This window comes from Paraglaciecola sp., assembly GCF_039964565.1.
Classification (GTDB): domain Bacteria; phylum Pseudomonadota; class Gammaproteobacteria; order Enterobacterales; family Alteromonadaceae; genus Paraglaciecola.
The window spans coordinates 35,850-54,706 of sequence record NZ_JBDVXF010000023.1 but is presented as its reverse complement, the minus strand read 5'-3'; the positions used below and the strand labels follow the sequence as shown (position 1 = coordinate 54,706).

At 40.0% G+C, this 18,857-nt stretch carries 15 protein-coding genes; 8 read left to right on the top strand and 7 right to left on the bottom strand.

Features of this window, described 5'->3' with window-relative positions; genetic code table 11:
* Positions 1 to 212 precede the first annotated feature (212 nt).
* Together ABJK37_RS09575 and ABJK37_RS09570 are read right to left on the bottom strand one after the other, a co-directional pair.
* The gene (locus tag ABJK37_RS09575) at positions 213 to 545 is read right to left on the bottom strand and encodes a hypothetical protein (RefSeq protein ID WP_348352470.1); all 333 of its coding nucleotides are present in this window, start codon (positions 543 to 545) and stop codon (positions 213 to 215) included.
* Positions 535 to 693 carry a hypothetical protein gene (locus ABJK37_RS09570; RefSeq protein ID WP_348352468.1) on the bottom strand — a complete coding sequence of 53 codons (159 nt, stop codon included), beginning with the start codon at positions 691 to 693 and terminating at the stop codon, positions 535 to 537. Before ABJK37_RS09570 ends, ABJK37_RS09575 begins: the two co-directional genes overlap by 11 nt.
* 505 nt (positions 694 to 1,198) lie before the next feature.
* Between ABJK37_RS09570 and ABJK37_RS09565 the strand changes: the two genes are divergently transcribed.
* On the top strand, positions 1,199 to 2,836 hold the full coding sequence (locus ABJK37_RS09565; protein WP_348352466.1) for a methyl-accepting chemotaxis protein: 1,638 nt from the start codon (positions 1,199 to 1,201) through the stop codon (positions 2,834 to 2,836).
* 86 nt (positions 2,837 to 2,922) lie between these two features.
* On the opposite strand, the gene ABJK37_RS09560 is transcribed toward ABJK37_RS09565, so the two are convergent.
* Positions 2,923 to 4,809: a tetratricopeptide repeat-containing diguanylate cyclase gene (locus ABJK37_RS09560; protein WP_348352464.1), complete on the bottom strand. Its 1,887-nt coding sequence runs from the start codon at positions 4,807 to 4,809 to the stop codon at positions 2,923 to 2,925.
* A 222-nt stretch (positions 4,810 to 5,031) separates the two neighbouring features.
* Between ABJK37_RS09560 and ABJK37_RS09555 the strand changes: the two genes are divergently transcribed.
* Positions 5,032 to 5,583 (top strand): NUDIX hydrolase, encoded by a 552-nt coding sequence (locus ABJK37_RS09555; protein ID WP_348352462.1) that lies wholly within the window; start codon positions 5,032 to 5,034, stop codon positions 5,581 to 5,583.
* Between the two features lie 116 nt (positions 5,584 to 5,699).
* Here the strand turns inward: ABJK37_RS09555 and ABJK37_RS09550 are convergent, their stop codons facing one another.
* The gene (locus ABJK37_RS09550) at positions 5,700 to 6,392 is read right to left on the bottom strand and encodes a hypothetical protein (RefSeq protein ID WP_348352460.1); all 693 of its coding nucleotides are present in this window, start codon (positions 6,390 to 6,392) and stop codon (positions 5,700 to 5,702) included.
* Between the two features lie 350 nt (positions 6,393 to 6,742).
* Here ABJK37_RS09550 and ABJK37_RS09545 point away from each other — a divergent pair, with 350 nt between their 5' ends.
* Positions 6,743 to 7,570 (top strand): phytanoyl-CoA dioxygenase family protein, encoded by an 828-nt coding sequence (locus tag ABJK37_RS09545; protein WP_348352458.1) that lies wholly within the window; start codon positions 6,743 to 6,745, stop codon positions 7,568 to 7,570.
* A gap of 6 nt (positions 7,571 to 7,576) precedes the next feature.
* On the opposite strand, the gene ABJK37_RS09540 is transcribed toward ABJK37_RS09545, so the two are convergent.
* Positions 7,577 to 8,671, bottom strand: coding sequence for a Gfo/Idh/MocA family oxidoreductase (locus ABJK37_RS09540; protein WP_348352456.1), 1,095 nt, complete (start codon positions 8,669 to 8,671; stop codon positions 7,577 to 7,579).
* 147 nt (positions 8,672 to 8,818) lie between these two features.
* Here ABJK37_RS09540 and ABJK37_RS09535 point away from each other — a divergent pair, with 147 nt between their 5' ends.
* Positions 8,819 to 9,586 carry a class II aldolase/adducin family protein gene (locus ABJK37_RS09535; RefSeq protein ID WP_348352454.1) on the top strand — a complete coding sequence of 256 codons (768 nt, stop codon included), beginning with the start codon at positions 8,819 to 8,821 and terminating at the stop codon, positions 9,584 to 9,586.
* A 50-nt stretch (positions 9,587 to 9,636) separates the two neighbouring features.
* Positions 9,637 to 10,812 carry a mandelate racemase/muconate lactonizing enzyme family protein gene (locus tag ABJK37_RS09530; RefSeq protein ID WP_348352452.1) on the top strand — a complete coding sequence of 392 codons (1,176 nt, stop codon included), beginning with the start codon at positions 9,637 to 9,639 and terminating at the stop codon, positions 10,810 to 10,812.
* An 80-nt stretch (positions 10,813 to 10,892) separates the two neighbouring features.
* On the opposite strand, the gene ABJK37_RS09525 is transcribed toward ABJK37_RS09530, so the two are convergent.
* A complete protein-coding gene (locus ABJK37_RS09525) occupies positions 10,893 to 13,148 on the bottom strand; it encodes an acyl-CoA dehydrogenase (protein ID WP_348352450.1) in 2,256 nt (751 codons plus the stop codon).
* Positions 13,149 to 13,512: 364 nt separating this feature from the next.
* Between ABJK37_RS09525 and ABJK37_RS09520 the strand changes: the two genes are divergently transcribed.
* From ABJK37_RS09520 to ABJK37_RS09510, 3 genes are read left to right on the top strand one after another with little or no spacing between them, the layout of a single operon-like run.
* On the top strand, positions 13,513 to 15,810 hold the full coding sequence (locus ABJK37_RS09520; RefSeq protein WP_348352448.1) for an MMPL family transporter: 2,298 nt from the start codon (positions 13,513 to 13,515) through the stop codon (positions 15,808 to 15,810).
* Positions 15,811 to 15,813: 3 nt separating this feature from the next.
* On the top strand, positions 15,814 to 16,617 hold the full coding sequence (locus ABJK37_RS09515) for an outer membrane lipoprotein-sorting protein (protein WP_348352446.1): 804 nt from the start codon (positions 15,814 to 15,816) through the stop codon (positions 16,615 to 16,617).
* A gap of 51 nt (positions 16,618 to 16,668) precedes the next feature.
* Entirely contained in the window at positions 16,669 to 17,850 is a 1,182-nt protein-coding gene (locus tag ABJK37_RS09510) for a hypothetical protein (protein WP_348352444.1), read from the top strand.
* A 14-nt stretch (positions 17,851 to 17,864) separates the two neighbouring features.
* On the opposite strand, the gene ABJK37_RS09505 is transcribed toward ABJK37_RS09510, so the two are convergent.
* On the bottom strand, positions 17,865 to 18,851 hold the full coding sequence (locus ABJK37_RS09505; protein WP_348352442.1) for a two-component system response regulator: 987 nt from the start codon (positions 18,849 to 18,851) through the stop codon (positions 17,865 to 17,867).
* Between the last annotated feature and the right edge of the window lie 6 nt (positions 18,852 to 18,857).

Below are 18,857 nucleotides of genomic sequence, written 5' to 3'. Positions count from 1 at the left end.
TTTGGTGTGACATTGACCAAGTACTTTGATAAAAGTTGTCTTACATTCATAGTGTTTTCCGTGATTATTTTTGTTTGGCGATAGAATTGATCACCAAACACTATGAATGTTCACTTTTTTCTAATTATCTCATTGTTTTTTTATGAGTATTTCGTGGGGATTCGTCAGGGTCAGAGATGTTGATATCGCAGAACTAAAGAGATATCTATAAGCTATGGGAGCCTAGAAAATTGTTTTGTGGTTTCTTGCTCAATGCGCTGACAAGTACAAAACCGAGTCGAGCCTTTTGATATATCTACAGTTCTGATTTCCCCTGCCCATTCAAACACATCTTGAAAAAGTTGTTGATGTAGTGTTTTTAGGTGAGTTAAATTGAATGAATTTATGGATGATATAGCGGATGAATATTCAGTATATCTAACGGAGGTAAATGCTAATTCTGCATCTTTTAAAGTAGCGTCATCTAGAATATTTAATTTGTTTTTCAGTACCTCGAAGTTGGGGTAACAATTATTATTCTGACTTATACCATACTTATCGCGCATACTTTAATTGTAGTTCTTTGATAGACTTGCCTTCATTTTCTTTTTTTAAAGATAAGCCCTCATAGCGAGAGCTTGTCTCAAAATTACTCAATTTAGGAGTGAAAATTCGAGCTTGTTGCTCTTTATTTTTTAAAATTACATTGGCCATATTGTCCCCCCAGAATTTGTTCAAATTATAAGTTATTCTAAGTATATGTTCTTTATGCTGACACTATTAACGCAATCCATTACCAACTTGTGCTTGAGGCGATATTAAGGTGTACAAGTGAGCTGTTTAATTAGAGTGCGTTATGGCACATCAGAATTGCAAAAACATTTACCTTAAGGTGGCTAGGTTGAAAAAGCTGAAAAAGAGGTCGCATTCCATTACAGGTCTCATTGTAATTGCTCGAAGTATAGGCGCTATTTATCCTTAGGTTCTGTCTGAAAATTTATAATACAAAATCACTACGTTTTTAAGGAATACGACCTCTTTACACTTTTATCCTTATCCCCTTATCCCCTTATCCCCTTATCCCTAGTCAGTGTGAATAACACCCAATTAGTATTTTAACGGTTAAAAGTAATTAGATTGATTGTGTCTGTAATAAAATCGTCATTTGTTAGCTGCATACTCCGCGCGGTTCGCCCCAAAAAGCCATAGGAGTTAGAGTTTGAAAATAATACGCCAAAACATAAGGAACAAGCTGTTGTTGTTGCTTTGTTCATCATTGTTGCTGTTGGTTGTCGCATTTTATATTGGGTTTTATTCGTTACGAGGGGTAATTGAAGATTATAGCTTTACCATTAACCAGGATGTGCACTTCATGACTGAAGTGGCAGAACTTAATGTTTTGTTTAAGACACAAGTTCAAGAATGGAAAAATACATTGATTAGAGGTAAAAACCCCAAACAATTAGCTAAATATTGGGGCAGTTTCAATAAACATGCTGATCTGATCCAAGAAAAGTATCAATACCTACTTTCTGTGGTGCCTAGGCAACAACCTGGCTATCAACATCTAAAAGTTTTCGCCGATAATTATCCAGCAATGGTGGCAGCATACCGTGAAGGTTATGCTGCGTTTATTGCGACTAAAATGGATATTGCGATAGCAGATGCAAGCGTAAAAGGCATTGACCGGTCGCCGACCAATGATTTAAATCAGGCTGTCATGGCCATGAATCGTCAGATCGACACTAAAAAAGCTCTTATGGATGACCGTGGTTCCTCAGCGTTTTTAATCACTATCATTGTGGTATTAATTGCCATTCTATTAACAATGACCTTAGTTGCATGGTTTATAGATTCTCGGATTGTGAAGCCTCTGAACAGGGTTAATCGTGTTTCCAAAAGCATAGCCAATGGCGATTTCTCTGATGAGATGCGCTGCAATATTTACGACCAAATTGGTCAGGTTTCCAACAACTTTAATCTAATTCAAGACGGTTTGAGTCATGCTCTAAGTGATATTAGAGGAGACGTAAAGACGCTTGGAGGAACCATCGAAGAGCTACTGCTTGCTTTTGAGGATGTTAGCCGTGGATTGACGTTACAAATTGAAGGAACGCAAAAACTCAGTACAACTATGAACGACATGACCCAATCAAATCATTCGGTAAACGAGGCAATTCATCAAGCCAATGCTTTCGTTACCGAGTCAAATGATCTCGCTGACAAAGGCCAACTTAAATTCGATGAAAACGTTAAAACCTGTCAAAAAATGCTTGATTCCACTCTTCATGCTTCGGATATTATTACCGATTTAAAAAATGATTCTGACAATATTGGTAGCGTGATTAATGTTATCAATGGCATTGCTGAGCAGACCAACTTATTGGCATTGAATGCCGCTATAGAAGCTGCAAGAGCCGGAGAAACAGGACGTGGCTTTGCCGTTGTAGCTGGCGAAGTGCGTACCTTAGCTAACAAAACTCAACAGTCTACTCAGCAAATTTCACATAATATTACCAAGCTACAAAGTGAAGCCGACAAGGCAGTAAAGGCAATGAGTCAAGGTAAAGAGCAAGCTGAAATTAGTTTAGAGCAAGCCAAAAGTTCACAGCTATTCGTCGACAAATTGCATGCGGCGTTTAATCAAATTAGCGGACTCAACCTAATGATTGAACAAGAAATGCAGATCCAGAAGCGGCAGACTGACCAAATTTCACAATTTCTAAAGGAGCTTGATATTCAAAGTAGTAAATCTTATCAACAAACTAAAGTTATGCAGGGGGCATCTGATGTTTTGACAAATATTTATGCAAGCATTGCATCGTCAATCAAAGGATTTAGACTTAAACATATTTAAGTTTGAGTGAGTTCAAATTCCAAATGTAGTTGTAGGGCAGTGTAGTATTTTTTCAAAAATACTACTTAGTTTAGGGCTGCTAGCAATTAAGAACTGGTTTCACTACTGCTATCGCGCTCGTAAACCACTACTTGGTCGCGGCCATTATTTTTGGCTCGATAAAGAGCCGTATCTGCCAAAAGCATAAAGTTCTCTATGCTGTCGTTGGGTGAGTATTCGACGATACCGATAGAGAGTGTCACCTTACACTCTGGGAGCCCTACCTTATGGCTCAAAGTCGACATTTTAGTGCGCAGGCTATCTGCAACTTTAAATCCATCTATGCTGTTAGTGTGGCTAAGAATTAATAAAAATTCTTCACCTCCAATACGACCAATTACGTCGGATTCTCGAAGATTCTGCTTACAAAGTAAGGCAAATTCCTGTAGCACTTTATCACCCGCTACGTGACCGTATGAATCATTGATTTCTTTGAAAAAATCTAAATCTAACATGGCAATACACAAGCTATTACCGTACCTGTTGCTAAGCAACATCTGTTGTTCTAATAAGGTTAAGGTATGTCGACGATTATATAAGCCAGTTAAATCGTCACGAGTAGCCAGTTTTACAAGGTTACGCTTGTGTGCTTTATTGCGAAAAACGATAATTCCCAATAAACCACAAACGATGGTCGCAAAAGCAGTACTAAGGAATAGCTGTACATTTTGGTTTTTTTTGTCCTTTAGCTGTAATCGTTGCAATGAATTTTTTTGTGAAAGGACCGCATTTTCTTGCTGTGTCAATTGCATTTCAAAACCTGATCGAAGCTGATGAAGTTGTCGAGTACTTTCAGAATTTTGCTGTTCTTTATGGTTTTCAAACGCCTGTTTTAGAGTTTCATACGCGACTTTAAACTGAGCTTGTTCATATAATAATCTAGCCTGCAGCACATCATAATCTGATGCGTGAATTAACATGCTGTTTCGATTAAATAGAGTTGTGGCTTGTTGAAAAAAGATTTCTGCTTCAGCGATTTTTTTTGTATCTAGGGCTAGCTCTGTCAATAACATATTAAGAATAAAATTCATTTGAGGATTGTCAGCCTGCTCAAAAATACTTGCTGCCTTTTTCAGCTTTATTTCGGCTTCTAAATAGTTTTCTTCTTGTATGTCTATGGATGCCAATTCTTTTAATGCATAACCGACGCCTTGTAAATCATCGATTTTTTCAGCTAATTGTAGCGATTCGCGTAATTGAGCTTTTCCAAGTTCAAGCTTATCAATGCCTCGATTCGCTCGACCTAATCCGTATAGGGCGATACTTAGTTCTAAATCTGCGCCATTTAGACGGTGTGCTGTAACGGCCTCTTCATAAAACGGAATTGCTAAATCATATTCACGACGATACTCATAGACTTGCGCCAACATTGACGCTACGTGGGCTTTACTTAATTCGTTAGGATCATTGCTAGCCAGTGAATAGGCTTGTTGGAAATCATTAAGCGCAGCCACATAGTTAGGTAGACTCGTTTGAATTATGCCTCTGGAGTATAATGCTTGCAGATACAGTTTGGATTGCTGGTTGCGTTTAGCCCAAACTACTGCTGAGTTGACTCCTTCCATAGCCTGAGCAGGGTTACCAATTAGTTCTAGCGCATCAGATTCTGCAATTTTACAGTTGTGATACAACCATGGCTGCTGTTTTTCAGACACAAAATTTAGGGCAGTGCGTGCATGGTTCAAAGACTTCTGAGGATAGGCTAGGTTGTAATAAGCCCGTGATAAAAAAAGATGATGTTGAGTATGAATTATATCAGGCTGATTTTTGTTCGGTACATCATTGCTAAGTTTATCAATAACTTCTTGGGGGGAATTAACTAATATTGTTGCGTAATCTACAAAAGGTGATGAAAATTCCATAATTTGCGTGTGTTGCGACTTAGCAGTAGCAGCAAACACAAGCCAACTAAATAAAATCAAACACCTTAGCAAAAGAGTTCCTCTGTTTTTTTACTCGATATCAGCCATTAAACGCGTCGTTCACTCTGTTATGGTGTCAATGTTATCACTAAACACTGGCAGTTGGTTAATCAATCAACAATCTCAGTCACCCATGCGATATATAATCAGTATAGTTGGGTGCATTAAGTACTTAAACACGCTTCAAAAAAAATGTTGAGATAAGATGAAAATAATTCTAAGTGGTAATTCGTTATGCAGTGTTTAAAAACAGCCTTTCATTCTGGTGTCGCTCCTAGCGATGTGTCACCTCTGAGTGAATATAAAGTCATCGAGCGTCATGCAACAAGAGCTATCGTAGTAAAGGGAGAAAAGATTCTCTTACTTTACACTCGGCGTTACGACGATTATAGCCTTCCTGGAGGTGGTATTGACAAAGGCGAAGAAGTAGAAGAGGGCTTAATTCGAGAGCTTAAAGAAGAAACCGGCGCATTGGGTATTTGCAATATAAAACCTTTTGCTAGGTATGATGAATATCGTCCATGGCATAAATCCGATGGAGATTTCATACATATGATTTCATATTGTTATGAGTGTGATGTTGACGAAGAGTTAGGGGACACTGCACTAGAGTCCCACGAAATAAAAAATGGTATGAAACCGCTTTGGATAAATATTTATGAGGCTATTGCTCACAATAAAGAGGTGATGATTAATAGCGATAAAAAAGGCCTTTCGATTGAGCGCGAAACCTATCTGTTACAACAAATTGTTGAAAAGATCTTGTGTATTGATGGCGACAATTAGTGTTTAAACTTAAATTATCGAATGGTTAGAGGAAGAGCATTATTTCAGGTTAAAGGTAGTGCGAAATATACTTTAAATGGATTGTACAAAGTATATTTCGCGAATGTCTAAATGAATTACTCTTGTTCTTTGTAGCGACGCTCTACCTTGGATAATAAAGCGGGATTTTCAATTTCTAAAATTACAACTTGATGTAAAACAATCCTTCCTTTTACATCAGACGATGCGTCTATAGTGAGGGTCGGAGGGTTATGTTCACGTGATTTTTCACTCCACCAACCTTGGTTTTCTTGCGACTCAAACTCGATATCTCCTGTTACAACCGATGCGTCAGTAAGAGTAATGCTGCCATTTTTAGTTGTAATGTCATCGCTTACAAAGGTTTGGGTGAGATAAATGTCGCCATTTACAGTGGTAATGTCTTTGCCTACCATGGACCCAGCGCCAATAGTAATATTGCCGTTTACAGTACTGACGTCACGTTTTACTGATAAATAGGATTGTGCTTGAATATCGCCATTAACAGTTGATAATTCATGAACTTGGACGTTATCTGCTATTTCAATATTGCCATTTACAGCATCAACATCACGAGCGCTTGCGTTGTTATCAAAAGTGATATTGCCATTAACTGAAGAAACGTCACCTACACTTTGGTTTTCCGCAACGTCTACACCACCGAATACACTGCTGTATTCGTTATCATCGCTGTAATTTTCACCGTGGCCACCTACATGGATGATGCAGCCTGAAGTGCTTAGGGTTAAAGCTGTTAGCAAGGCCGCGGTTGTTAGTTTAGAAAATCTCATAATTGCCCTTTGTGTGTAGTGAATAAATTATTTTTGTTGTGAAGTTACCTTTTATAGGCACAGCAGAATGTGTGCCAAATAGGTAAGTAATTGATAAATATAGGTACTTTTGTTTTCGCTGATAGTTGGTCGCTGTTAGATCGCAAAAAGTTGGTTAATTTAGCAAATAATTGGTTAATTAGATTGCTTGCTCTTCAATGGATTTTTTAGTTTCCCAAGGTTTAGATATAGTTGATTTGGCTACGGACAACAAAATTGGGATTAATCACAAAGATACTTGTATTTGTGTACCACTTAGGCCATCTTGCTTAGCTTGTTAAATTTTACCTCTTAGTAGTTCGAGACTCTTAATGCTTACATCAGAACAAAAAAAATCTTACCAAAAAAACGGCTATTTGGTTCTAGACCAATGCTTTTCTGCCGAGCAGATGAGTGTGCTAAAAAACTCAGCGAATAAAATAGTCGCAGACTTTGACCCTAACTCTACCCGAGCGGTTTTTTCTACTGAGGATCACAGCAAGACGCGAGATGATTACTTTTTATCCTCGGGTGATAAAGTACGGTGTTTTTTTGAAGAAGATGCCTTTGATGACAAAGGTGAGCTTAAACAAGATAAATCTTTGAGTATTAATAAAATTGGTCATGCCTTGCATCGCCTAGTACCGGAATTTAAAGATTTTAGCCATAGCCAAAAAATTCGAGACATTGCATTAGATTTAGGACTGGTTAAACCACAAATTCACCAATCTATGTACATATTTAAACAGCCTAAAATTGGCGGCGTGATCCGTTGGCATCAAGATGCCAGCTATTTTTTCTCGACACCTCTTTCTGTTGTAACATTTTGGCTTGCAGTGGAAGACGCCACTTTAAAAAATGGATGTTTACAAGTGCAATCGGGTGGGGATCCCATACCTTTAAAAGAGCAGTTTTTACGTTTTCCAGACGACACTACTGAATTAAAGGTATTACATGATATGCCTTGGCCAGATGATAACAGTGCTAAACCCTTAGAAGTTAAAAAAGGCACCTTAGTGGTTTTCAACGGGCTGTTACCACACTTTAGTGCGCCTAATATATCGGATAAGTCACGTCACGCCTTTACCTTGCATATTACCTGTGCAAATACTGCTTATGCCAAAGAAAATTGGCTGCAAGCAGCGCCAAGTCCACTTTAGTTTTTATCAAAGCAATACACGTTTACCACTGGCCGCTGATGCAAAGGCGGCCTGTACCACATGTATATCTCGCAGACCTTCTTCACCAGGCACTAGTAGGGGGCCTTTACCCAAAATGGCCAGAGCATCGTCATCCATTTGTATTGCTTGTTGCAAACCTTTAATGGGCGGAAAATGTCGCCCGTCACTTGTTAATCCTGTAACTCCACTATATTCCGACATCGGACTTAATTGATACCAACCTTTTTCACAGTCGAGTTTAATTTGGTTAAAGCCTTTCACCATGCTCGTGGCACATTCCGCTATTACCCCTTCAGGAAATTCCAGAGTAAAATAAGTGGTTTCGTCGACTTCTTTAAATATGTGTGGATGTGACTTGTCATGTCTGGCTGTAATTGCAATGGGTTCAAGTCCAGTTAAAAATCTCGCCCCGTTGAGCGGATACACGCCCATATCATACATAGCACCACCACCCATTGCCTTTTTCATGCGCCAATTATCTGCAGCCATACCGTTACCCGCATAACCGGCTTGGCTGAGAATACTTTGGACTTTTCCGTAGGGCTTAGTATTTTTAAAGGCCATCAATGCCCGGGTGTTGGGTTCGTGCTGCATGCGATAACCAACTGTGAGCTGGACTTTGTTTTTATTACATACATCGATTATTTGTTGGCACTGTTGGGTAGTCATCGCCATGGGTTTTTCACACCACACATGTTTACCGGCGTTGGCTGCTATCTCACAATATTTAAGGTGTAATGCGGTTGGTACAACGATATAAATGACGTCTATATCTGGGTTATTGGCGATTTCGTGCATGTTATCGTAGGAGTACACGTTTTTGTCTGGGATAGAATAACGTTGTTGCCAAGAGGAAATTTTACTTGGAGAGCCGGTGACAATACCGCGCAATTCACAATGTTGAGTAAGTTCTAATGCTGGAGCCAACAAACCTCTGCTGTAATAACCCAAGCCAACTAGTGCCACTCCCAGCTTTTTTGATGTCTGACTATGGGCATTAAATGCCAAGCTAGTTGATAAACTTGTGGCTATCCCTGAAGCTGTCATTTGCAGAAATTGTCTACGTGATAATTTAGACATGGCGTACCTTTATTTATTGAGGTTAACTTTAGAGCATATGAAATATCCTTATGCCCTATGTTTTGTTTCAGTTATCAGTGTTATTTAATGTAGTATTTGGGTCAAATTATATAGTCCTGCTATTTTAAGAACCCGAGTAAAAGACCAGTGTATCAATTAGAAAATTTCAGTTTAAAGGATCAGGTGTCACAGCAAGAGTGGCAAACACGCGTAGATTTAGCTGCATGTTATCGATTAGTAGCAGATCATGGCTGGGGAGATTTAATCTATACCCATTTGTCGGCAAGAGTGCCAAATACCGATCACTACTTAGTGAATGCCTTTGGTTTGACCTTCGATGAAGTGACGGCTTCTAATTTAGTCAAAGTGGATCTTTCAGGCAAGGTATTAGACGGTTCGCCTTATCAAATTAACCCCGCAGGTTTTACTATCCACAGTGCTATCCACCAAGTGCGTCATGATGCCCAATGTGTGATCCATTTGCATACCAAAGCCACAATATCCGTGGCAACAGTGCAAGGTGGATTAAAGCCTTGGAGTCAATATGCGATGTTTTCGTTGTCATCATTAAGTTATCACGGTTATGAAGGTCTGGCGGTAGACGAGGATGAAAAGGTGCGGTTACAAGCTGATCTTGGACAAAGCAACCACATGTTGTTGCATAATCATGGTGGACTGACTTTAGGGGCAACGGTTGGTGACGCCTTTATGCGTTTTTATGATTTACAACGAGCTTGCGAAATTCAAATGGAATTAATGCAAAGTGGTCAAGGTATAATCGAAATCCCCCAAGAGATTGTTGATGGTATTTATGCTCAAGCAAACATTGTGCATAGTGGCGAAACCGGCGGACAAAAAGCGTGGCCTGCTATGTTACGACGGGCCTACAAACTAGACCCTTCATTTTGTGAATAGCGTGTTCCTTGGAACGCTAAAGTTAAAGATCATTAAAAATAGGAAAAAATATGAAAGTTACCCGTGTTGAGATTTTCGACATTCATTGCCCTAAACGCCCACCTTGGAATCCTGTGTTTATTCGCATTCACACCGATGAAGGTATCTCTGGTGTAGGTGAAGCAGGCCTTGCCTATGATTTAGGCCATAGCGCAGCAGCCCATATGATCAAAGAAATTGCCGAAGCCATGTTAATTGGTTTTGATCCCATGAATACCGAACTGTTATGGTCGCGTATGTTACGTGAAAGTTTCTGGGGATTGGGCGGTGGACCAGTGTTATATGCGGCTATGAGCGCCATTGATACAGCGTTGTGGGACATTAAAGGCAAAGCATTTGGTGTGCCGGTGTACCAACTTTTAGGTGGTAAAACAAACGGAAAATTAAGAACCTATGCGAGTCAATTACAATTTGATTGGGATAAAGAATGCACTAAGTTGACCCAACCACAGCAGTACGCAGAAGCCGCACTTAAGGCTGTTGCCGAAGGCTATGATGCGGTTAAAGTTGACCCAATAGTATACGACGCAGAGGGGAATTCATCTTTTGACCGCACTAAGTTATTTACTAAACCACAAATGCGCTTATTTGGAGATAGATTAAGGGCTATTCGCAGTGCAGTTGGCGAAGATGTAGATATTATATTTGAGTCACATTCATTGATGGGCGCAGCCTCGGCAATTCAGATGGGTGAAATAATCGAAGAAGTTGGCTGCATGATGTACGAAGAGCCAGTGAATTATTTGAATTCGGCGGTACATAAAAAAGTAGCAGAAAACGTACGAGTACCTATTGCTGGTGGTGAAAGACTTTATCATCGTTGGGATGTGCGTCCTTATTTTGAAGACCAAAGTATAGATGTATTACAACCAGACGTAGGACTATGCGGCGGCTTTACCGAAACCAAAAAGGTGTGTGATTATGCTGATGTGTACGATATTCGTGTACAAGCCCATGTGTGTGGCGGACCTGTTGCTACTGCAGCAAGCTTACACTTAGAAACGGCCATTCCTAACTTTTTAATTCACGAGCACCATACTTACGCCATTAAAGAGTGGAATCGTGAGTTGTGTATTCAAGATCCCCAGCCAGTAAACGGTTTTTTTGAAGTATCGGAAACACCAGGTATCGGTATCGAGTTAAATGATGAGTTGGTATACCGTTCGCCTAATATGGAAGTGAAGTAGCAGATTTATTTAGAGTTCAAAGAGACAAAAAAAAGGGCGTTGATGCTCACCATCAACGCCCTTTTTTTAGTTTAGAGTGATTAAGCCGCGTCAGCCTGGATCCCTGGTTTTTCGTCTACCAAGTTTAGATCTTTGTCTAACAGCTCTAAATCAAACGTAAACTCATCAACACGTATCGCGACTTTACGTTTATCGTTGTAGTCGATGACTAAGGCTACGTCTTCTGGGGTTAGATCCCCAGCTTGCTGTAGTTTAGCTACCGCATTTTCAAAAGAAACGTAAGGTACCACTGGGGTTTTACGTAATGCCTTTTGAATTTTCTTAAGCTGTGGCATCACAGCGTGTTTGGCTTTGAACGCTTGCTCATTGATGTCGTTGCCGTCCCCAGGGATGACTTTCACTAAATGTGTTAACTGAGCTTTGATGCTGGTGTCTTGCATAGATGCTTCAGATAAGTTGCGTTTTAAATCGTCAGAAATGCCTTTCACTGCAGTAGTGTAGGTATTGGTTAATAGTCGCATTAAGCCACGTACTGCTGTGTTAGGGAAATTCCCAATAAATTCATTGAGTGCGGTTTCGCCTTTATTTAAACACCACTGAATAGCATACTCGAAGTAAGGTAAGGCTTCATTACGGCTTTCAACACGTTGCTCGTAAAAACGCACCACGGCCATAGCCCCATACATGTAGCTCATTACGTCACCTAGGCGTGCTGATAACATTTCTGCTTTTTTCAAATCGCCGCCTAATACTAGAAGTGATAAGTCAGCCATCGGCGCTAATTTAGCGGCGAGTGAATTCATGCGTTTTTCGTATTTGCGCACTTCTGGCAAAGCTGATTCGGCACCACGTGTGAAAGGTAGGTAACTTTTCGACAAACTGCGGAACGCATTTTTCACGCTAAAAGCAACGGTTTTACCTAATACCTTATTGAATCGTGAATCAGCGCCTTTTTCGTTGCTATGGATTAAATCGACCATTTCTTTCAAATGAGGATGACAACGCATAGTGCCTTGGCCAAAAATCATCAAACTACGGGTGAGAATATTGGCGCCTTCTACAGTAATAGCGATAGGCAAGGAAACATAAGCACTGGCTAAGGTGTTTTGTGGTCCGCGTTGAATAGCTTTACCCGCTTGTATATCCATGGCTGTATTTACCACATCGCGACCTAGTTCAGTCATATGATATTTAGCCATTGCTGTTACTACACCTGGTTTGAGACCAAGATTGAGACCTTCTGTGGTTAATACTCGCATGGCTTCTAGAATGAAAGTTTTACCTGCGATGTCAGCCATTTCTTCTTGAATACCTTCAAAGCGACCAATAGGTACACCAAACTGTTCACGTACAAATGAATATTCAGCTGTAGACTTAAATGAGGTTTGTGCAGACGCCACCCCCATAGCGGGCAATGAAATACCACGGCCTGCACCTAAACAAGCCACCAACATTTGCCAACCGCGACCGATATTGTCTTGGCCTCCGATAATGAAGTCCATTGGGATAAATACATCCTGACCACGTGTCGTACCGTTATAAAACTTAACACCCATTGGATCATGACGATTACCGAGTTCTACACCTGGGTGCGACTTTGGAATAAGCGCGCAAGTAATACCTAATTCTACTTGGTCACCTAACAATCCATCTAAATCGAATACTTTAAACGCTAAACCTAAAACTGTAGCGATAGGAGCTAGCGTGATGTAGCGCTTATCCCATGAAACTTTAAGACCGATTACTTCTTTACCTTCCCACATGCCTTTTGTGACTATGGCTGCATCTGGAATAGCACCAGCATCTGAACCCGCTTCAGGGCTAGTTAATGCAAAACAAGGAATATCTTTGCCTACTGCTAGGCGAGGTAAGTAGTGATTTTGCTGCTCGGCAGTACCGTAGTGCATTAACAACTCACCCGGTCCCAAAGAGTTAGGTACCATTACTGTTACTGCTAAGGCACCACTTTTGGCCGCTAGGGTGGCTACTATGGTGGAGTTAGCATAGGGAGTAAATTCTAAACCGCCAAATTTTTTAGGAATGATTAGTGCAAAAAATTTGTTAACAGATAAGAAATCCAAAATATCTTGTGGTAGATGCTTGGCTGTTTGTAAATCAAAGTCATCCACCATTGCCAGTACTTGTGCCACTGGACCGTCCAAAAAAGCTTGTTCCTCTGAACTCAGTTTAGCGCTAGGTACATTACGTAAAGCATGCATGTCAGGTTTACCCTGATAAATAGAGGATTCTAACCAAACATCGCCAGCTTCTAAGGCTTCTTGCTCAGTAATTGAAATAGGGGGTAATACTTTTTTAAGACTTGTTCTAATACTCATTTTTAGCTCATCCGCTCATCTGACCAGTTGAGGTTTATAATACTAGTTTTCACAAAAAGATCAAAATTCTTTGGTATGTTGCCGCATCGATTGTTACGTAAATGTATTCGTTTTCGGAATAAAAACTAAATTTATCAATGGTATAGTTGGCAATATCAATCATTAGATAAAACCCAATTATTTTTAAAAATAGTTGAAAAAAATTAGTTTTGAAGTGGTTTAAAAGTAATCTTTATTAGGCCGTATTGCATATTTAGGCCTAGAGTTTATGTCTAACATGCTATTCTCACTGTGGTGAATTTTGTGTGTAATAACTATAGATATTGTGGATCATTAGGTTGGAAAAATGAGGTTGGATGAATAAGTGAAAAACACCTGGCTAGACTTTGCGGTTAACCGACCAAAAACGGTTCTTATTGTAGGATTTTTAGTTATCTTTGCCACTGCGTTTGGTGCCAAAAATTTGTATTTTCGAGGGGACTATAAAGTGTTCTTCGAAGAGTCCAATCCGCAAAGAATGGCCTTTGAGCAGATGCAAAACACTTTTAGCAAAAATGATGGTGCCAGCATTATTATTGCCCCCAAATCAGGGGACGTCTTCAATTTGCAAACGTTAACTTTGGTCCATGAAATGACCAAAGAGGCAGAACAAACGCCTTTATCTATTCGCGTGGATTCGTTAACAAACTTTCAGCATACCTGGGCTGAAGATGATGACATGATCGTTGAGGACTTAGTGTATGACGTCGCTGACCTCAATGAACAACGCTTTGATGATATCCGCAGCATTGCTTTAAGTGAACCGAACTTGGTCAATCGCATTGTTTCACCTAATGGCGATGTCACGGTAATTAACGTATCAGTAAACCTTCCTGATGGGGATCAAACCGCTGATGTGAATCGAGTCACTCAGTCAGTTAAAGCGTTAACTGAACAGTTCAAGGTTAAATATCCAGAGCACGATTTTTATCATACAGGCGTGGTCCTGATGAATTATTCTTTCGCGACATTTGCAGAGCGAGATTTTGTCACTATTGTTCCCCTGATGTTCTTGACAGTTATTATTATCATGTGGCTGTTGTTAAAAACTGCGGTAGGGACGTTTTCGACTATCGTGGTAATAGCGACCAGCATAGCCGCAACTATGGGAGTAGCTGGTTGGTTAGGAATGTTTATGAGTACTGCCACTGTCAATGTGCCTACTATGGTGATGACACTTGCTGTTGCTGACTGTATTCATGTGATTTCAACTATGTTGTACGAAATGCGTCAAGGTAAAGATAAAAAACAAGCGTTACTTTATAGTCTTTCTCTTAATAAAATGCCTATTTTTATTACCAGCGCGACTACTGGAGTTGGCTTCTTAACTCTTAACTTTGCAGCTGTGCCTATTTTGGCTGATTTAGGTAATTTAACCGCCTTAGGTGTCATCTTTGCGTGTATTTTTTCACTAACAATATTGCCAGCCTTAGTGATGGTTCTACCTATCAAAGCGCTACCTCAACAACTCGCTAACACTCAGTTGAGTTTTACGGAAAAGTTTGGTGAATGGGTGATTAAACACCATAGGAAAATCTTACCCTATACTTTGTTGGTTACGGTAATCGCAATTAGTTTTTCATTTAAAAATCACTTGAATGATGTACCCACTGGTTATTTTGATAAAAGCACAGAATTTAGGCAGTCCACCGATTTTCAACAGCAACATCTTAGCGGCATGACTAATTTGGATTTCACAGTATTTACTGGTGAGGATTCTGGTATTAATAATCCGCAAACGCTTCAGCACATAGAAGCGTTCAGCCAGTGGCTTAGAGCACAACCCGAAATTGACCATGTTTCAACGATCACTGATACCTTTAAACGTCTAAATAAAAATATGCATGCTGATGATCGTAATTATTATCGGATACCAGACGATAGAGAGTTGGCAGCGCAATATTTGTTGTTATATGAAATGTCGCTGCCATATGGTTTGGATTTGACTAACCAGCTCGATATGAACAAATCGGCAACCCGTGTTATGACCATGGTCAAAAATGTTGGCAGTAAAGAACTCACCGCCCTTGAAAGCAAAGCGCAGCAATGGTTTAAGACAAATGCACCTAGTTTAAAACTGACTGCGGCAAGCCCTGGTTTAATGTTTGCGCATATCGGTGAGGCCAACATGGCGAGTATGTTGGAAGGAACAGTGGTGGCATTGGTGCTTATATCTGGCCTTTTGGTCTTTGCTCTTAGATCTTTTAAGATGGGTGTAATAAGCCTGTTGCCAAACTTACTACCTGCAGGTATTGGATTTGGTATTTGGGGAATTTATTCAGGCGAAGTCAACCTCGGGCTTTCTATCGTACTTAGTATGACATTAGGGATTATTGTCGATGATACGGTGCATTTTTTGAGTAAATATCGCCACGCTCGCGTAAGCGGCAAAGATGCAGAGCAAAGTGTACGCTATGCCTTTGCGAGTGTAGGCAGAGCGCTATGGATTACAACTTTAGTATTGGCAACTGGATTTTCTATTCTGATGCTGTCACCATTTGCGCTAAATTCAGAAATGGGCATGTTGACCAGTATTATTATTGTGGTTGCCTTGGCGGTCGATTTCTTGTTTTTACCGCCGTTTTTAATGACCTTTGATAGAAAAAATATCTCCAGGAGTTGACCCATGAACAAATATCTTCTTTCTTCCTCTACAATATTTACATTAGTTTTCACACTTTTATCCTATTCTGTGAATAGTTATGCCCAGTCTGAGCAAGAAAAGGGCTTAGCGATAGCAAAAGAACGTAAATTAAGAGATCAAGGCTGGGGAGATAGTACCGGCAATATGAGTATGATTTTACGCAATGCCCAAGGAGATGAAGTTGTGCGTAAGATGCGTTTGAAATCTTTAGAGCTAGTCGATGATGGCGATAAAGGTATGACGATTTTTGACCAGCCATTAGATGTAAAAGGCACAGTGTTTTTAAATTTCACTCATGCCAGTGAGCCAGACGATCAATGGATGTATTTACCTAAATTAAGCAAAGTAAAACGCATCCGCTCTCGAAATAAATCAGGTCCGTTTATGGGGAGTGAGTTTGCCTTTGAAGACATGAGTTCTTTTGAGATTGAAAAATATGAATTTAAGTATCTAAGGGATGAGACTTATGAGGGACAAGCGAGTTTTGTGATACAGCAGGTGCCTACAGATAAAAACTCTGGTTATTCAAAACAAATAGTTTGGGTCGACAAAGAACATTATAGAGCCTTAAAAATTGAATTTTATGACCGCAAAGGTAGTTTACTAAAAGAACTTGTTAATCTAGATTTTGCTTTGTATTTAGACAAATATTGGCGTCCCATGCGAGTTGAAATGTTTAATGAACAAAATGGTAAAAGTACCGAACTTATTACCCACGAATTGAATTTTGATACAGGATTAACTGACAACGATTTCAATAAGGGTACGTTGAAGAATGTTCGATAATAAACACTATGATATTGAAAATGGCTAATGAAAATTTTTAAAGGATCCACATTGAAGAGATTGCTCCCATTTATCGCATTTTTGCCAACAGTTGTATTCGCTGACATTGAATACAGTGGCAATGCAGCTGTTGAACAGCGTTACTTTTTCCAAGATGCGCTGTATCCACAGCAAGAACGAGCAAATTTGTCAGGGTATTTTGCTCCTCAAGCCTACACTTCATTCAATGACGGTAGTGATAGCATAGAGTTCAAAGGTTTTTACCGAATTGATCAACAGGATGAGGAACGGACTCATGGAGATATCCGTGAGTTTAAATGGACACATAGTGGTGATGAATGGGAAGTGCAGGCAGGAATAGGCAAGGTATTTTGGGGGCAAGCTGAATCATTGCACTTAGTGGATATTATTAATCAAACCGATGCCATAGAAGCCATTGATGGTGAAGACAAATTAGGGCAACCCATGGCGACCTTTTCTCTGTTTAAAGATTGGGGAAATACCACTGTTTTTGTCTTGCCTTATTTTAGAGAGCGCACGTTCTCGGGTGAAGACGGCAGGTTTAGGGCTGCCTTGCCAGTAGATACTGACAACCCCATTTTTGAATCACAAGACGAAGAGAAAAACCTCGATTGGGCTTTGAGATGGCAACATACACTCGGTGATTGGGAAGTAGGCTTATCGTACTTTGATGGTACCTCAAGAGAGCCTGATTTTGTGTTAAACAGTGAAACCTCAGAGCCAAGCTTGCGCCCATTTTACCCGCAATTGCAGCAAGCTGGTATAGATGTATTGGCCTTGTTGGGTGACTGGATAGTCAAGTTTGAAGGTATTCAACGTAAAGTGTTGGATCAAGACTATACCGCTTTTGTTGGCGGTTTTGAGTATTCGTTTATTGGCTTGTTTGATAGTGTTTACGATATTAATTGGTTAATGGAATACCAATATGATGGTCGAGAAGATATCACTAATGTTATTTCACAAAACGATTTAATGCTTGGTACTCGACTAGTGTTTAATGATATTGATGGCACTGAAATTTTAGCTGGCGTGGTGCAAGACTTGGATTATTCAAATGTGAGGTCTGGGTTTATAGAAGCGTCGAGTAGGATTAATGATCACTGGAAGTGGCGGGTCGACGCATGGATGTTTTCTAGTGATGAACCTGCTGAACCCAGCTTTATGCTGCGCCGTGATGATTATGTACAATTAAGCTTAGAGTATTATTTTTAGTATAGTGTTTTATGCTAATCATCTTGCCAACGATCTTTTATCTCTAATATCGCGGGAAGTTGTTGTTGGAATAAATCTACAAGTTTAGGATCAAAATGGCGCCCTTTTTGTTCCTGAATATAGCCCATGGTCTTTTCTATTGACCAAGCTTCTTTATATGGGCGTTTACTCGTTAACGCATCAAACACATCAGCTAAGGCAACAATTCTTCCTTCAATAGGAATATTGTCACCTTTTAGTTGCTTAGGGTAACCTGAGCCGTCCCACTTTTCGTGATGTGTCATCGCGACCAATTTGGCTAATTCGATTAAATCAGAGTCGGATTCGCCAAGGATTTCAGCACCAATTTCTGGGTGTTGTTTCATTATCGAAAATTCTTCGTCAGTTAGTTTCCCGGGTTTTAACATGATGCTATCCGGAATACCGATTTTTCCAATATCATGCATGGGTGCAGCATGTAATAAGTTGTCGGCGTCCGCTTCTGAAAAACCATAGGCTAAAGCAATGACTTTGGAAAAATGACTCATTCGCATAACGTGCATGCCAGTCTCGTTATCTTTGTATTCAGATGCCCGTCCTAAACGCTGGATTACTTGCAAACGTGTACGTCTTAGTTCTTCTGCATCAACTAATGAAAGATGAGTTTGTACTCGAGCTTTTACTACGGCTGGCGAAATCGGTTTGGTTATATAGTCAACTGCGCCAACACTAAACCCCTTGGTTTCGTCGGTACTGTCACTCAACGCTGATACAAAAATGACCGGGATAGCCCTTGTTAACGCTTGGCTCTTTAATGTTTCGCAGACTTGGTAGCCTGTCATTTCTGGCATCATAACATCGAGTAATACTAAGTCTGGTTGTTCGGTATCTACTAGCCGTAAGGCTTCTTTACCACTTTTTGCAAAAGTCAGACGATACTTATCGTTTAAGGTTTGATTCAACACCCGTAGGTTTGCGGGCTCGTCATCTACAATTAATATTTTGGGGCGACTATCTATCATTTTGCA

Bases quoted from the DNA above. Each gene is read 5' to 3' on its own strand.
- ABJK37_RS09505 (WP_348352442.1), bottom strand. From the start codon at position 18,851: ATGATAGATAGTCGCCCCAAAATATTAATTGTAGATGACGAGCCCGCA.
- ABJK37_RS09555 (WP_348352462.1), top strand. From the start codon at position 5,032: ATGCAGTGTTTAAAAACAGCCTTTCATTCTGGTGTCGCTCCTAGCGAT.
- ABJK37_RS09530 (WP_348352452.1), top strand. From the start codon at position 9,637: ATGAAAGTTACCCGTGTTGAGATTTTCGACATTCATTGCCCTAAACGC.
- ABJK37_RS09575 (WP_348352470.1), bottom strand. From the start codon at position 545: ATGCGCGATAAGTATGGTATAAGTCAGAATAATAATTGTTACCCCAAC.
- ABJK37_RS09545 (WP_348352458.1), top strand. From the start codon at position 6,743: ATGCTTACATCAGAACAAAAAAAATCTTACCAAAAAAACGGCTATTTG.
- ABJK37_RS09525 (WP_348352450.1), bottom strand. From the start codon at position 13,148: ATGAGTATTAGAACAAGTCTTAAAAAAGTATTACCCCCTATTTCAATT.
- ABJK37_RS09570 (WP_348352468.1), bottom strand. From the start codon at position 693: ATGGCCAATGTAATTTTAAAAAATAAAGAGCAACAAGCTCGAATTTTC.
- ABJK37_RS09550 (WP_348352460.1), bottom strand. From the start codon at position 6,392: ATGAGATTTTCTAAACTAACAACCGCGGCCTTGCTAACAGCTTTAACC.
- ABJK37_RS09515 (WP_348352446.1), top strand. From the start codon at position 15,814: ATGAACAAATATCTTCTTTCTTCCTCTACAATATTTACATTAGTTTTC.
- ABJK37_RS09540 (WP_348352456.1), bottom strand. From the start codon at position 8,671: ATGTCTAAATTATCACGTAGACAATTTCTGCAAATGACAGCTTCAGGG.